Origin of the sequence: Modicisalibacter muralis (genome assembly GCF_900102945.1) — a bacterium.
GTDB lineage: Bacteria > Pseudomonadota > Gammaproteobacteria > Pseudomonadales > Halomonadaceae > Modicisalibacter > Modicisalibacter muralis.
In genome coordinates this window covers 49092-62719 of sequence record NZ_FNGI01000003.1, presented here as the reverse complement: position 1 = coordinate 62719, position 13628 = coordinate 49092, and the positions used below count along the sequence as shown (strand labels likewise).

General features: G+C 66.0%; 14 protein-coding genes. 9 read left to right on the top strand and 5 right to left on the bottom strand.

The genetic code is table 11. The features are described 5' to 3' along the window. Positions 1-116: 116 nt before the first annotated feature. Both BLR92_RS07410 and BLR92_RS07405 read left to right on the top strand, forming a co-directional pair. The gene (locus BLR92_RS07410; RefSeq protein ID WP_089727097.1) at positions 117-518 is read left to right on the top strand and encodes a cupin domain-containing protein; all 402 of its coding nucleotides are present in this window, start codon (positions 117-119) and stop codon (positions 516-518) included. Positions 519-540: 22 nt separating this feature from the next. Next, the gene (locus tag BLR92_RS07405; RefSeq protein WP_089727095.1) at positions 541-4866 is read left to right on the top strand and encodes a DEAD/DEAH box helicase; all 4326 of its coding nucleotides are present in this window, start codon (positions 541-543) and stop codon (positions 4864-4866) included. Here the strand turns inward: BLR92_RS07405 and BLR92_RS07400 are convergent. After that, positions 4821-5753 (bottom strand): LysR substrate-binding domain-containing protein, encoded by a 933-nt coding sequence (locus tag BLR92_RS07400; RefSeq protein WP_089727094.1) that lies wholly within the window; start codon positions 5751-5753, stop codon positions 4821-4823. The two genes, BLR92_RS07405 and BLR92_RS07400, sit on opposite strands and share 46 nt — an antisense overlap. A 143-nt stretch (positions 5754-5896) precedes the next feature. Here BLR92_RS07400 and BLR92_RS07395 point away from each other — a divergent pair, with 143 nt between their 5' ends. Continuing rightward, complete coding sequence (locus BLR92_RS07395; RefSeq protein ID WP_089727092.1) at positions 5897-6598, top strand: FMN-dependent NADH-azoreductase; 702 nt, start codon at positions 5897-5899, stop codon at positions 6596-6598. Between the two features lie 13 nt (positions 6599-6611). Here BLR92_RS07395 and BLR92_RS07390 read toward each other — a convergent pair whose 3' ends face one another. Next, entirely contained in the window at positions 6612-6773 is a 162-nt protein-coding gene (locus BLR92_RS07390) for an IclR family transcriptional regulator domain-containing protein (RefSeq protein WP_370659221.1), read from the bottom strand. Between the two features lie 58 nt (positions 6774-6831). After that, positions 6832-6999 carry a hypothetical protein gene (locus tag BLR92_RS19690; RefSeq protein WP_175488750.1) on the bottom strand — a complete coding sequence of 56 codons (168 nt, stop codon included), beginning with the start codon at positions 6997-6999 and terminating at the stop codon, positions 6832-6834. A gap of 287 nt (positions 7000-7286) precedes the next feature. Between BLR92_RS19690 and BLR92_RS07380 the strand changes: the two genes are divergently transcribed. The 5 genes from BLR92_RS07380 (at position 7287) to BLR92_RS07360 (ending at position 12021) form a co-directional block, all read left to right on the top strand. Then, the gene (locus BLR92_RS07380) at positions 7287-8105 is read left to right on the top strand and encodes a CoA transferase subunit A (protein ID WP_089727088.1); all 819 of its coding nucleotides are present in this window, start codon (positions 7287-7289) and stop codon (positions 8103-8105) included. Further along, on the top strand, positions 8105-8878 hold the full coding sequence (locus tag BLR92_RS07375; protein WP_089727086.1) for a CoA-transferase subunit beta: 774 nt from the start codon (positions 8105-8107) through the stop codon (positions 8876-8878). Before BLR92_RS07380 ends, BLR92_RS07375 begins: the two co-directional genes overlap by 1 nt. Positions 8879-8893: 15 nt before the next feature. Then, positions 8894-10096, top strand: a complete 1203-nt coding sequence (gene pcaF, locus BLR92_RS07370; protein WP_089727084.1) for a 3-oxoadipyl-CoA thiolase — start codon at positions 8894-8896, stop codon at positions 10094-10096. Between the two features lie 177 nt (positions 10097-10273). Then, positions 10274-11059 carry an alpha/beta fold hydrolase gene (locus BLR92_RS07365; RefSeq protein WP_089727083.1) on the top strand — a complete coding sequence of 262 codons (786 nt, stop codon included), beginning with the start codon at positions 10274-10276 and terminating at the stop codon, positions 11057-11059. A 152-nt stretch (positions 11060-11211) separates the two neighbouring features. After that, positions 11212-12021, top strand: a complete 810-nt coding sequence (locus BLR92_RS07360) for an ion transporter (protein ID WP_089727081.1) — start codon at positions 11212-11214, stop codon at positions 12019-12021. Positions 12022-12210: 189 nt separating this feature from the next. On the opposite strand, the gene BLR92_RS07355 is transcribed toward BLR92_RS07360, so the two are convergent. Next, positions 12211-12588, bottom strand: coding sequence for a hypothetical protein (locus BLR92_RS07355; RefSeq protein WP_089727079.1), 378 nt, complete (start codon positions 12586-12588; stop codon positions 12211-12213). After that, on the bottom strand, positions 12581-13054 hold the full coding sequence (locus BLR92_RS07350) for a PepSY domain-containing protein (protein ID WP_139171581.1): 474 nt from the start codon (positions 13052-13054) through the stop codon (positions 12581-12583). The genes BLR92_RS07355 and BLR92_RS07350 overlap by 8 nt, the downstream gene beginning before the upstream one ends. A 222-nt stretch (positions 13055-13276) precedes the next feature. On the opposite strand from BLR92_RS07350, the gene BLR92_RS07345 reads away from it, so the two are divergent. Then, on the top strand, positions 13277-13621 hold the full coding sequence (locus BLR92_RS07345) for a PepSY domain-containing protein (protein WP_089727075.1): 345 nt from the start codon (positions 13277-13279) through the stop codon (positions 13619-13621). The last annotated feature ends 7 nt before the right edge of the window (positions 13622-13628 follow it).

Here is a 13628-nt window from a genome sequence, read left to right as displayed (position 1 = left end):
AGAAAGCATGCGAATGATCAATCGCGTTTTGGATCGGTGCGGCGGCAGGCTGCGGCGCGAAAGCTACACTTGAGGGCAACGATTCCTTCACTTCCACCACTCGACGGAGACCCGCCATGCCGAATCCCGGCCCCTATACGCTCGATTCCACCTATCTGCGCCTGCGCCCCGATGCGTCGGTCGAGCCGCTCGGCGTGGATGAGCGCTTCTGGCAGCGCCTGATCGATGGACAGCTCGGGAACTTTCATAACGAGTACCTCGTCACCTCCCATGCATTCGAGACCGATTGGACGATGTGGGAGATGCATCCCAACGGCGACGAGATCGTCTGCCTGCTGTCGGGCGCAGTGACGTTTCTTCTTGAGCGCGAGGGCGGTACCGAGACCCTCGAGCTCCAGACGAGTGGCGACTTCGCCATCGTGCCGCAGGGAACGTGGCATACCGCCACGGTGAGCGAGCCGGCACGCATGCTGTTCATCACCGCTGGCGAAGACACCCAGCACCGTCCCATCGATTGATCGTCGAGGTCACTCCGCGCCTATGCCACTTACGCCCTTTCATCCCGCCGTACAGGCCTGGTTCCGGCGCGACCTGGGTATGCCGACCGAGGTTCAGGCGCGTGCCTGGCCGGCGATCGGCGATGGCGGCCATGTGCTGATCGCCGCGCCCACCGGCTCGGGAAAGACGCTGGCGGCGTTTCTCGCCGCTATCGATGGACTGGTACGCGAGGGGCTAGAGACCGGACTGGCCGACGAGACGGCGGTGCTCTACGTCTCGCCGCTGCGCGCGTTGTCCAACGACATCCAGCGCAACCTGCAGGTGCCTCTGGCCGGCATCGCCGAGCAGCTGGCGGCGCAGGACCTGCCGACGCCGGAGATTCGCGCCTGGGTGCGTACCGGCGATACCCCGGCCAGCGAGCGCGAACGCATGCGCAAGCGCCCGCCGCATATCGTGGTCACCACGCCGGAGTCGCTGTATATCCTGCTCACCTCGGCCTCGGGGCGCGCCATGTTGAAGAGCGTGCGCACGGTGATCGTCGATGAGATCCACGCCGTCGCCGCCAGCAAGCGCGGCTCGCACCTGGCGCTGTCGCTGGAGCGCCTGGCTGGGCTGACCGAGCGCCCGCCGCAACGTATCGGGCTCTCCGCTACGCAGAAGCCGGTGGCGGCGGTCGCCGACTTCCTGACCGGTGGCGGCGATTGTCGGGTGATCGACACCGGCCACGTGCGCGAGCGCGACCTGGCCGTCGAGGTGCCCGGCGCGCCGCTCACCGCGGTGATGGCCAACGAGGTCTGGGACGAGGTCTACGATCGCCTGGCGGCGCTGGTCGACGCGCACCGCACCACGCTGATCTTCGCCAATACGCGGCGCGTGTGCGAGCGCGTGGCGCGCCACCTGGCCGACCGCCTGGGCGAGACGGCGGTGACCTCGCACCACGGCAGCCTTGCCCGCGAACACCGGCTGGACGCGGAACGACGCCTCAAGCACGGCGAGCTGCGCGCCCTGGTAGCCACGGCGTCGCTGGAGCTGGGCATCGATATCGGCGACGTCGACCTGGTCTGCCAGCTCGGCTCGCCCCGCTCGATGTCGGCCTTCGTGCAGCGCGTGGGGCGCTCCGGCCACGGTGTCGGCCGGCTGCCCAAGGGGCGGCTGTTCCCGCTGACCCGCGACGATCTGGTGGAGTGCACGGCGCTGCTCGAGGCGGTGGGTCGCGGCGAGCTCGACCGCCTGAAGATTCCCGAAGGCGCGCGCGACGTGCTGGCGCAGCAGATCGTCGCCGAGGTCGCCGCCGCCGAGGAGTGCGACGAAGGCGGGCTGTATCGAAGCCTGAGCGCGGCCTGGCCGTACCGCAAGCTCACCTGGGAGGCCTTCGACGGCGTGGTGCAGATGCTCGCCGATGGCTACGTCACGCGGCGTGGCCGACGCGGCGCCTACCTGCACCGCGACCGGGTCAACGGCCGCCTGCGCCCGCGGCGCAGTGCGCGACTGGTGGCGCTGACCAACGGCGGGGCAATTCCCGACCAGTTCGACTACGACGTGGTGATGCAGCCCGAAGGGCTCAAGGTCGGCACGGTCAACGAGGACTTCGCCTTCGAGAGCATGCCCGGCGACGTCTTCCAGCTCGGCAACATGGCCTACCGTATCCTCAAGGTGGAGACCGGCCGGGTGTTCGTCGAGAACGCCAAGGGCGCGCCGCCCAGCGTGCCGTTCTGGCTCGGCGAGGCGCCGGGACGCAGTGACGAGCTCTCCGCGGCGGTCTCGCGACTGCGCGCCGGTATCGATGCGCAACTGGCGCAGGGCGATGAAGACACGGCCCGGGCCTGGCTGGAACGGGACTACGCCCTGTCGCCGAGTGCCGCCGCGCAGCTCGCCCGCTACCTCGCCGTGGCGCGCACGGCGCTGGGCGTGGTGCCCAGCCAAAACCACCTGGTGCTTGAGCGCTTCTTCGACGAGGCCGGCGACATGCATTTGGTGCTGCACGCGCCGTTCGGCTCGCGCCTCAACCGGGCCTGGGGCCTGGCGCTGCGCAAGCGCTTCTGCCGCAAGTTCAACTTCGAGCTGCAGGCGGCGGCGCTGGAGGACACCATCGTGCTGTCGCTGGGCCCCACCCACAGCTTCCCGCTGGACGAGGTATGGCAGTACCTCAACGACCGCACGGTGCGCGAGGTGCTGATCCAGGCCTTGCTCGACGCGCCGATGTTCGGCCTGCGCTGGCGCTGGAACGCCTCCATCGGCCTGGCCGTGCCGCGTAGTCGCAACGGCCGCCGGCGCCCGCCGCAGCTTCAGCGCCAGGATTCCGAGGACCTGCTCTCACTGGTGTTTCCCGATCAGCTTGCGTGCGCCGAGAACCTGGCCGGCGCGCGCGAGATTCCCGATCATCCGCTGGTCGCCCAGACCCTGCATGACTGCCTGCTCGATGCCATGGACGTGGCCGGGCTGGAGCGCCTGCTCGCGCGTCTGGCGCAAGGCACGGTCATGGTCAGTGGGCGCGATCTCGCCGTGCCCTCGCCGCTGGCGGAGGAAGTTGTCAACGCGCGTCCCTACGCCTTCCTCGACGACGGCGCCCAGGAGGAGCGGCGCACCCTGAGCGTGCGCAGCGGCGGGGGGCTGGACCTGGCGGAAGCGGCGGCATCGGCGCGCTACGCACCCGAGATCGTCCAGCGGGTGCGCGACGAGGCCTGGCCCGAGCCGCGTGACGCCGACGAACTCCACGACGCTTTGGTGCTGTGCGGTTTCGTCACCGACGCCGAGGGCGATGCCTGGCGCGAATGGTTCGCCACCTTGGCTGCCGAGCGACGCGCTACGGCGATGAACGTGGCCGACGCCACGCTGTGGGTGGCCGCGGAACGCCTCGCCGAACTGCGCCAGTTGCACCCGGACGCGGCTATCGAGCCGTCCATCGAGGCGGTGGGACCGACGCCCGCCGACCGCGACGAGGCCTTGGTCGAGCTGCTGCGCTCACGCCTTGAAGCGCTGGGGCCGACCACCGCCGCGGCGCTGGCCGCTTCGCTGGACGTGCCGCTGGCCTGGGCGACGATGGCGCTGGCGCGTTTGGAGACGGAGGGCTTCGTGCTGCGCGGTGACTTCACCGGCAGCCCGAGCGAGGTCGAGTGGTGCGAACGGCGGTTGCTGGCGCGCATGCACCGTTACGCCGTCGACCGCCGGCGTGCCGAAATCGAGCCGGTCAGCGTGCAGGATTACCTGCGCTTCCTGCTCGACTGGCACGGCCTGACTGAGCGACCGGAAGGCCCGGAGGCGCTGGCCGGGGCGATGGAACTACTGGAAGGCTTCCCGCTGGCGGCGGGTACCTGGGAGCGGGACGTGCTGCCGGCGCGGGTGGCGGACTACGCCCCGGATCGGCTCGACCAACTGCTCACCAGCGGCCACTTCGTCTGGCTGCGTCTGGTCGCGCCACGCGCGGCTACCGAGGGTGGCCAGCGCCGGCCGGGGCCGCTGCGCAATACGCCCATCGCGCTGGTCGAGCGCGGCGCGCTGGGCCATTGGCGCGAGGTCGCGCCGAGCCCGGCCCCGGCGGAGATTGCGCTATCGGGCGGCGCGCAACGGGCACTCGAGGCGCTGCGGGACGGCGGTGCGATGTTCTTCACCGATCTGGTGGCGGCGAGCGGCATGCTGCGTACCCAGGTCGAGGAGGCGCTGGGCGAGCTGGCGGCCTGGGGACTGGTCACCTCGGATACCTTCAACGGCCTGCGTGCGCTGATCGCCCCGGCCAGCAAGCGTCCACCGGTGTCATCTTCTGGCAGGCGTCGTCGTCGCCACGCGCCGGGCGTGGACGCGGCGGGGCGCTGGTCGTGGTTATCCTCGCCGCCGCGCGAGGCGCCGGCCGAGAAACGCCGCATCACCACCGACATGGCGAGCCTCGAGCATATCGCCTGGGTGCTGCTGCGCCGCTACGGCGTGGTCTTCCGCCGCGTGCTGGAGCGTGAGCCGGCGCTGCCGCCGTGGCGGGAGCTGCTTTACGTCTACCATCGCCTGGAAGCGCGTGGCGAGATCCGCGGCGGGCGTTTCGTTCAGCAGTTCGCCGGCGAGCAGTTCGCGCTACCTGAGGCGGTGGGCGCGCTCAAGGCGCTGCGCAAACGCGAGGCGGACGGCACGCGCGTCGTCGTCGCGGCCGCCGACCCACTCAACCTACTGGGCATCCTGGTGCCTGGCTCGCGCCTGCCGGCGGTGCCGGGCAATCGCCTGCTCTACCGCGACGGCGTGCCCGAGGCGGTGCTGCAAAATGGCGAGGTGCATGCGCTGGAGCCGCTATCCGCCGCGATACTGTGGGAGGTGACGGAACTGCTACGGCGCGACGCCGGCTATCGGCCGGCATCGTTGGAGGCGCGGACGTCCGACCTGGCGTGAGCTCGATCCGCCAACCCCAGCACCCACTCCCTCACCGCCGCGAACGCCGGCTCCCGCAGGCGCTCTTGCGGATACACCAGATGAAACGGCTCGGCGGGCATGTCGGGCCCGAACGGTTGAACCAGGCGACCGCCGCTGAGTTCGCTGGCGATTAGCGCCTTGCTCATCAGCGCGACACCCTGGCCATCCAGCGCGGCGCCGATGGTGTGCGTCTCGTCGGAGAACATCAGGCCGGCGTCGATATCCAGCCCCGCCACGTTGGCCAGTTTCTGCCACGACAGCCAGCTCAGTAGCGAGCCCTTGCGGCTCGGCGGCCGATAGTGCAGCAGGGTGTGGTGGTGCAGGTCCGCGTGACGACTGATGCCGAGTGCCGGGCTGCAGGCGGGAACGAAGACGTTGTCGAACAGCTTCTCCGTCACCAGGCCCGGCCAATGGCCGTCACCGTAGCGGATCGCCATGTCGGCGGCCACGCCATCCAACGCCACCCAGTCGTAGGACACCTGAATATTCAGGTTCAAGTCCGGATGACGTTCGCGCAGCAGGCATACCCAGGGCAGTAGCCAGCGGGCGGCCACCGCCGGGGTGGTGGAGAGCGTCACGCTCGGTTGTTCCGGCGCGTGGTACAGGCGGGCCACCGCGTCTCCCAGGGTGTCGAAGGCGTCGCTGGATGCCGCCAGCAGCGTCTTGCCAGCGCCGGTGAGCACCAACTGGCGGGGCTTGCGCACGAACAGGACGACGCCGAGGTATTCCTCCAGCTTGCGGATCTGGTGGCTGACCGCCGTGGGCGTCACCGACAGCTCCTCGGCGGCGGCCTTGGCGCTGAGATGGCGTGCCGTCGCCTCGAAGGCGCGCAGGGCGGATAGGGAGGGCAGTCGGCGCGGCGTCATATGGAGCTCGAATGGATGAGTTTAATTTTTCGTTTTCGGGAAAGAATCGTCGTTTGTCGCTATGTGGGGCCTTTGGCTTTAATGAGCTCATCAAGTCTAGATGATGTCAACTCATTCAAGTTCGTTCAGGAAAGGACAATCCCATGACCCGACTACTGCACCTCGATGCCAGCCCGCGCCCCGGCCGTTCCGGCACCCACGAACACGGCTCCCACACTCGCCGGCTGACCCATCACTTCGTATCGCAATGGCAGGCTGCCCGGCCCGGGGATGCCATCGTCCATCGCGACCTGGGCCTGACGCCCCCGGCGCTCACCAGCGTGGCGTGGATCGAAGCCGCCTTCGCCTCCGCCGAAAAGCAACAGCCCTGGATGCGCGACGTGCTCGCCGAAAGCGACGCCCTGGTCGACGAGCTGATCCAGGCGGACGTGCTGGTGCTGGGCGTGCCCCTCTACAACTTCAGTTATCCGGCCGCCTTCAAGGCGTGGATCGACAACATCGTGCGCCTGGATCGCACCGTCGGTTTCGACCCGGCGAACCATGAGGATCCGTTCACGCCGCTACTGGCGGACCGGCCCCGCCACGCGGTGATCCTATCCTCCCGAGGCGGCTTCGGCCTCGGGCCGGGCGGCCCGCTGGCGCACATGAATCACCTGGAACCCAGCGTGCGCACGGCCCTGGAATTTATCGGCATCCGCCATTTCCACGACATCGCCATCGAATATCAGGAAGAGGGCGGCGATCGCCTGGCCCGCTCCATTAACGATGCGCTGGTGGATGTGGAACGTCTGGTCGAGCGTTTGCTGGCGCAGACGGCCTCTGCACAGGCACCGTTGCCGGCATAGGCCCGGCGCGATGCTAGCTGACCTGCGTGGCAATCTGGCGGGTTTCCTCCTGTAGCAGCGGCAGGAACTTGTCGGTCAGCGTGGCCAGGTCGATGCGCGCGGCGTTGGTGCTGACGTTGATCGCACCCAACAGTTTGCCGTTGGCGTCGAAGGTCGGCACCGCCAGCGAGCGCAGGCCGGGATCGAGCTCCTGATCGACGATGCAATAACCCTGGCGGCGACCTCGCTGAGCGTCATGCGCGGTTGTCGCTGTCGAAGGCCAGGATCACTTCCAGGCCGCCGGCGAGGGCGGTCACGAAGTCCCGATCGTCAGGCGTGAGAATGTCTTCCTCCATCTGCGTCGTCATGGCGGTGGCGCCCCAATGGTTGCGTTGCTCGAATGCACGCAATGACTCTAGCACAGTGTTCGCCTTGCGAACGCCTGTGCGTAATTCTTTCCTCATCGATATTTCCTTATACCTTGGTAGCAGGCATGCCCAAGTCTAGCGTGCACCAAGGACGCTGAAATAGACCGTAACGTCTTGTCTTTCATGGCGTTAGCGCTGACCAGGCAGACATCGGGCGGGTTCGTGGCCGACTTTTGGCTTGTTTTGGGGTTTGACGACGGGTGCGATCCCGATTAGTTTTGTTCGTATCACAAACCTATGTTCGTTTAGCGAACTTATTGCGTTGAGAGAGGCGAACACCCATGGCCGATATCCTCAGCCTGCATGACGCGGTGGCGCGCTACGTCGATAACGGCGCCACCGTGGCCATGGAAGGCTTCACCCACCTGATTCCCTTCGCCGCGGGCCACGAGATCATCCGCCAGGGCAAGCGCGACCTGACCCTGATCCGCATGACCCCGGATCTGATCTACGACCAGTTGATCGGCGCCGGCTGCGCCAAGAAGCTGATCTTCTCATGGGGCGGCAACCCCGGCGTCGGTTCGCTGCATCGCCTGCGCGACGCGGTGGAGAAAGGCTACCCGCACAAGCTCGAGATCCTCGAGCACAGCCACGCGACCATGGCCTGCGCTTATGAGGCGGGCGCCGCCGGCCTGCCGCTGGCGGTGCTGCGAGGTTATGTCGGCAGCGATCTGCCCAAGGTCAACGACCAGATCAAGTTCATCGAGTGCCCATTCACCGGCGAGCGCCTGGCGGCGGTGCCGTCGATTCGCCCCGATGTCGGCGTGATCCACGCCCAGCGCGCCGATCGACAGGGCAACGTGCTGGTCGAGGGCATTATCGGCGTGCAGAAGGAAGCCGTGCTCGCCGCCAAGTCGAGCATCGTCACCGTCGAGGAGATCGTCGACGACCTGGGCGCCACGCCCAATGCCTGCGTGATCCCCGGCTGGGCGATCAGCGCCATCGCCGTCGCCGAGAAGGGTGCCTATCCGTCTTACGCTTACGGTTACTATCCGCGAGACAACCGCTTCTACAAGGAGTGGGACGCCATCGCCCGCGACCGTGACGCCTTCCAAGCGTGGCTCGAAGAGAACGTTTTGCAAGCTGGAGGAGAAGTCTGATGAGTAGCCATTACACCTCCTCGGAAATGATGACCGTCACCGCCGCGCGGGCGCTGGAAAACGGCATGACCTGCTTCGTCGGCATCGGCCTGCCCAGCGAGGCGGCCAACCTGGCGCGCCTCACCCATGCCCCCGACGTGGTGCTGATCTACGAATCCGGCACCCTGCAGACCAAGCCCGACGTGCTGCCGCTGTCGATCGGCGACGGCGAGTTGTGCGAGACTGCGCTGACCACCGTCTCGGTGCCCGAGATGTTCCGCTACTGGTTGCAGGGCGGTAAGGTCGACGTGGGCTTTCTCGGTACCGCCCAGATCGACCGCTACTGCAACCTCAACACCACCCTGATCGGCGACTACACGGCGCCCAAGGTGCGTCTGCCGGGTGGCGGCGGGGCGCCGGAGATCGCCACCAACGCCGGCGAGGTGTTCATCACCCTGAAGCACTCCAAGCGCACCTTCGTGCGCGACGTGGACTTCGTCACCACTCTGGGCTTCGGTCGCGACGGCAAGGGCCGCGACGGCGTGCCCAACATCGGCAAGGGGCCGACCCGGGTGATCACCGATCTGTGCGTGATGAAGCCCGACCCCGAAACCCGGGAGCTGGTGGTGGTTTCGCTGCATCCCGGCGTGAGCCACGCTGACGTTATCGAAGCCACCGGCTGGGAGATCCGTTTCGCCGAGGCTATCGAGGCGACGCCGGAACCCAGCGCCAACGAACTCCAGGTGCTGCGCGAATTGAAGGCGCGCACCGATCGCCACCATGCCGGCGAGTAAGCGGGAGAAGCGAACATGAAAGACGTGTATCTGTGTCATCCGGTGCGCTCGGCGGTGGGCAAGTTCGGCGGCACGCTGGCAAGCGTGCGTCCCGACGATCTTGCCGCAGACATCTTCAAGGCGTTGCTGGCTCGCGCGCCGGGGCTCGACCCGGTGGCCATCGACGACGTGATCATGGGCTGCGCCAACCAGGCCGGCGAGGACAACCGCAACGTGGCGCGCATGGCGCTGCTGCTGGCGGGCCTGCCGATCAGCGTGCCCGGTACCACCCTCAACCGCCTGTGCGGCTCGAGCATGGACGCCATCGGCACCGCGGCGCGGGCCGTGCGCTGCGGCGAGGCCGAGCTGATGATCGCCGGCGGCGTCGAGTCGATGTCGCGCGCGCCCTATGTCCTCGGCAAGGCCGGCACGGCATTCGCCCGTAACCAGACCATGGAAGACACCACCATCGGCTGGCGCTTCGTCAATCCGCTGCTGAAGAAACAATACGGCGTCGACTCGATGCCCGAGACGGCGGAGAACGTCGCCGAGCAGTTCAATATCTCCCGCGAGGATCAGGACCGTTTCGCCTACGACTCGCAGCTCAAGACCCAGCGCGCCCAGGACAGCGGCCGCCTGGCGCGCGAGATCGTGCCCATCGAGATCCCCCGGCGCAAGCAGGAACCGTTGATCTTCGACACCGACGAGCATCCGCGCGCGACCACCCTGGAGAAGCTCGCCATGCTGGCCACCCCGTTCCGTGAGAATGGCTCGGTGACCGCCGGCAACGCCTCGGGCGTCAACGACGGCGCCGCGGCACTGATCGTCGCCAGCGAGGACGCGGTCAAGCGCTACGACCTCACGCCGATGGCGCGCATCCACGGCATGGCCACCGCCGGCGTCGAGCCGCGCATCATGGGTATCGGCCCGGTACCGGCCTCGCAGAAGCTGCTCGAGCGCCTCGGCATGACCCTCGACCAGCTCGATCACATCGAACTCAACGAGGCGTTCGCCGCCCAGGCGCTGGCCTGTCTACGCGAGCTGGGGCTCAAAGACGATGACTCGCGCGTCAACCCCAACGGCGGCGCCATCGCGCTGGGCCATCCGCTGGGCATGTCGGGCGCGCGCATCATCACCAGCGCCATGCACGAGCTCGAGATCACCGGCGGCCGCTACGCGCTGTGCACCATGTGCATCGGCGTGGGGCAGGGCATCGCCACGGTGGTCGAGCGGGTCTAGCGAGGGAAGACGGAAGAAGGAAGAGGGAAGACGGAAGAGAGGAGAGTTCGGGGTTCTTTCCTTCTTTCAGGTGCGAAGCACCGGTCTTCCATCTTAAAGCGGCGAAGCCGCGTTCTTCCGTCTATGTCGAATAAGGCGCCGGGCCTTGCGTTGGCGCTTTGCCAGGGGAGAATTTGAATGGCCTTTCTCGAGATCGATGGCCGCAGCGTCGCCTACCGCGACGTCGGATCGCAAACCGCGCCGCTGGTGATTCTGGCGCACCCGCTGGGCATGACCCAGGCGGTGTGGGACGACACCGTTGCGGTGTTGACCGGTCGCTATCGGGTAATCACCTGGGATTTGCCGGGGCACGGCGCCAGCGCGCCACGCGTGGGTGAAATTCGTGCCGAACAATTGGCCGCCGAGGCGCTGACGTTGGCCGATCAGGCCGGTGCGCAGCGCTTTCGTTTCGTCGGCACCTCGATCGGCGGCGTGATCGGTCAGCAGTTGCTGATACAGGCTCCCGAGCGACTTGGTCGCGTGGTGTTGACCAACACCGGCGCGGTGATCGGTACGCCGGACAACTGGCATGCCCGAGCGCGACGTGTGCGTGAAGAGGGCGTCGCCGCGTTGGTCGACGAGATCGTGCCACGCTGGTTTTCCCAGGCCTCACGCAACGCCTCGCCGGCCCTCGAAGCGGGCTGGAAGACCGTGCTGGCGCGCACCGACGACGAGAGCTACGCGCGCCTCTGCGAACTGCTCGCGACGACCGATTATCGTGACAAGTTGCTCAGCGTTAGTATCGGCGTGCACCTGCTGGGTGGCAGCGAGGACCTGTCCACGCCGCCCGAGACGCTGCAAGGGCTCGAAGCCGAACTCGCCGATAGCGAGTTGGAAATCCTCGATGGCGTGGCTCACGTGCCTTCCGTGGATTGCCCGGACATCATCAATCAGCGCCTGGTGAACTGGTTGGCCGATGGTTGAGAGAATATTGCTAGAATGAATGAACAACCCCGAATGGGCCGGGGTTGTCGTGTTTGAGTAGAGGCCCCGCCACGCCAGCTTCACCGGCGGCTTTCTCTGCCACCGGCCTTGACGTATGGTCACAGGCTTGATGAACGACTGCCGGTTTGCCCATGAACGATCGCGTGACTCCCTTTCAGCTCTTCGTGCTGGTGCTGTCCTTCTATGTGATCGGCGCTCTGGTCGCCGATACCTTCCTCGTGCTGTCCCCGGAGGTGTCGCAACTCCTGCAATACATGGATGTGATCGTCTGCGTGTTCTTCTTCATCGATTTCTGTATTCGCTTTCGTGCCGCGAAGGACAAGTGGCGGTTCATGCGCTGGGGCTGGATCGATCTATTGGCCAGCATTCCGGCCGGGGTGCTGGTCGGCGCGCGCGCGTTCCGGGTCATCCAGGTGATTCGCTTGCTGCGCGCGATCAAGTCCATGGAGATGATCTGGCGCTTGCTGTTCCGCAATCGCGCTGAGGGCATCTTCGCCTCGGCGGCGACGGCGACGGTCCTGTTGGTGGCATTCGGTGCCATCACCATGCTGTTGGTGGAGAGCCCGAACCCCGACAGCCCGATTAATACCGCCGAGGAGGCGCTGTGGTGGGCCATTGTCACGATCACCACGGTAGGTTACGGCGATTACTATCCGGTCACGACGCTGGGGCGGGTAGTAGCCGTACTGTTGATGATCGGCGGGGTCGGCCTGTTCGGCAGTTTCGCTGCTTACGTGGGGTCGCTGTTCGTCGTCGATGAAGGCGAGCAGGAGTCGCGTCAGCACAAGGCGGATCGCGAGATGCTCCGGCACCTGAATGGCCAGGTCGCCGCGCTCGGCGACGAGATCCGCGCGCTGCGTGCCGAGCTTACGGAGCAACGAACGCGGGAAACCGAATCTGGCGGCGGTGGGCACCCCTTGAATAGCGAGAGAGACGATTGAAATATTTCTATCGTAGCAATCAGCACAATACATTGGCCGTACCGTTCTGCGCTGAATAGGCTAAATGAGTCTGGCAGCCAACCAGACGGTTTGAGTTTATGCATCGTCCCTGATGCGTTTACGCTCCATCCCTACCTCGACCCGCGCCCCCACGCGGGTTTTTTTATGGCCGATGTATGCATCGGAAGATTAGGTCCTGTCCCGGCTTTCGGGCTTGATCTCGTAGTCGCCTTCCAGCACGTCTTGTCGGTGGCGGCCGCTGTCTCCTGGCCGATGGGCATCGTGCGAGTGGAAATCGCCGCCGATGTCGCGTGCCTGTTGCGCGCGAAAGGCCTCGGCGCGCTTCTTCATGCGGTGGCGCAGCAGCGGCAGCATCAGCCAGCCGACCAGCAGGAAGAACAGCCCCAGCACGGTGCCGACGACCATCATCGCGCCGAACAATAGCCAGGTCAGGACCATTTTCGGGCCGCTCATGCTGGTGGCGGGGCGCGCCTGGCGCGCTCGCTCCTGCCATTGGCGGGCCGCCTGCCAGGCGGCGTTATTCTGGCGATCGTTGCGTTCAGTCATTCTCGACTCCGGTGACCGACAGGCCGTCGCGGTTCAGGCGTAGCTCGACCTCGCGGTTTTGGGTGGTGTATCCCTCGATCTCGATATGTCCTCGTTCATCGACATCGAGCTGCTCGAATCGTTGCATCCCCGCTTCGCGGGCATTGGTCAGTGCCTGGCGAACCTCGTCGCCAGTCAGGCTCCAATCGGGAATCTGGCTCTTGCGCTGCCATTCGTGAGTCACGCTGCCGTCCTCGATCAGTAGTTCCAGGTCGAGCTGCCAGCCGTCGTCACGCCAACCGTCTATTTCGAGGTGTGTGTTGTCCTCGACTGATATTTCTTCGTAGTGACTGAAGCCGTACTGGTCGGCCTGATTGAGCAGCGCTTGTAGCTCACTATGCGACAGGCTGCCCTCGGCGGCCAGCGCCGCGCTGGATAAGCCGCCGGTCAAGGCGACGGGAAGCATACATAGGCGCAGTGTTCTCATGGTTACACTCCTGATTGGACTTGCTGATGCCTGCATGTCGCGAGCAGGTTTGCAGTGACGTTATCGTAGGCCACCTTGCATGAAGCTGAAGGCGCCGTTCATCCGGCGTTCATGTACTGCTTCTCGATACCGATCATGATGTCATCCTAAGCCTCGTTATCTTGCAGTGGGCTGAACGTGGCGTTCATGGTGCGTTCATCGAGGCTTTGGCAAGCTAGGCGCATGAAGACTTTCAAGTACATCATGCTGATCGTATGGCTGGCGCTGACCAGCGTCGTGGCTATCCCGGCGACACTCGCTTACTCCGACGACGATGATTGGCGCGATCTGCACGAGGAAGTGCGTGCCGGGCGTTTCGTTTCGTTGCCCAGTGTGCTGGACTGGCTTGAGGCGCGCTATCGGGGCCAGGTGCTGGGTGTCGAACTGGAACGCAACGATGGGCTCGCCCTGTACGAGGTCGAGATGATCGGCCCGCAAGGGCAGTTGGTCGAGTTCGTGTTCGATGCCGCCAGCGGTGAGCTGGTCGGCATCGATGGCGTCAATATCGAAGGCATGAAACGTCAATGATGGAACG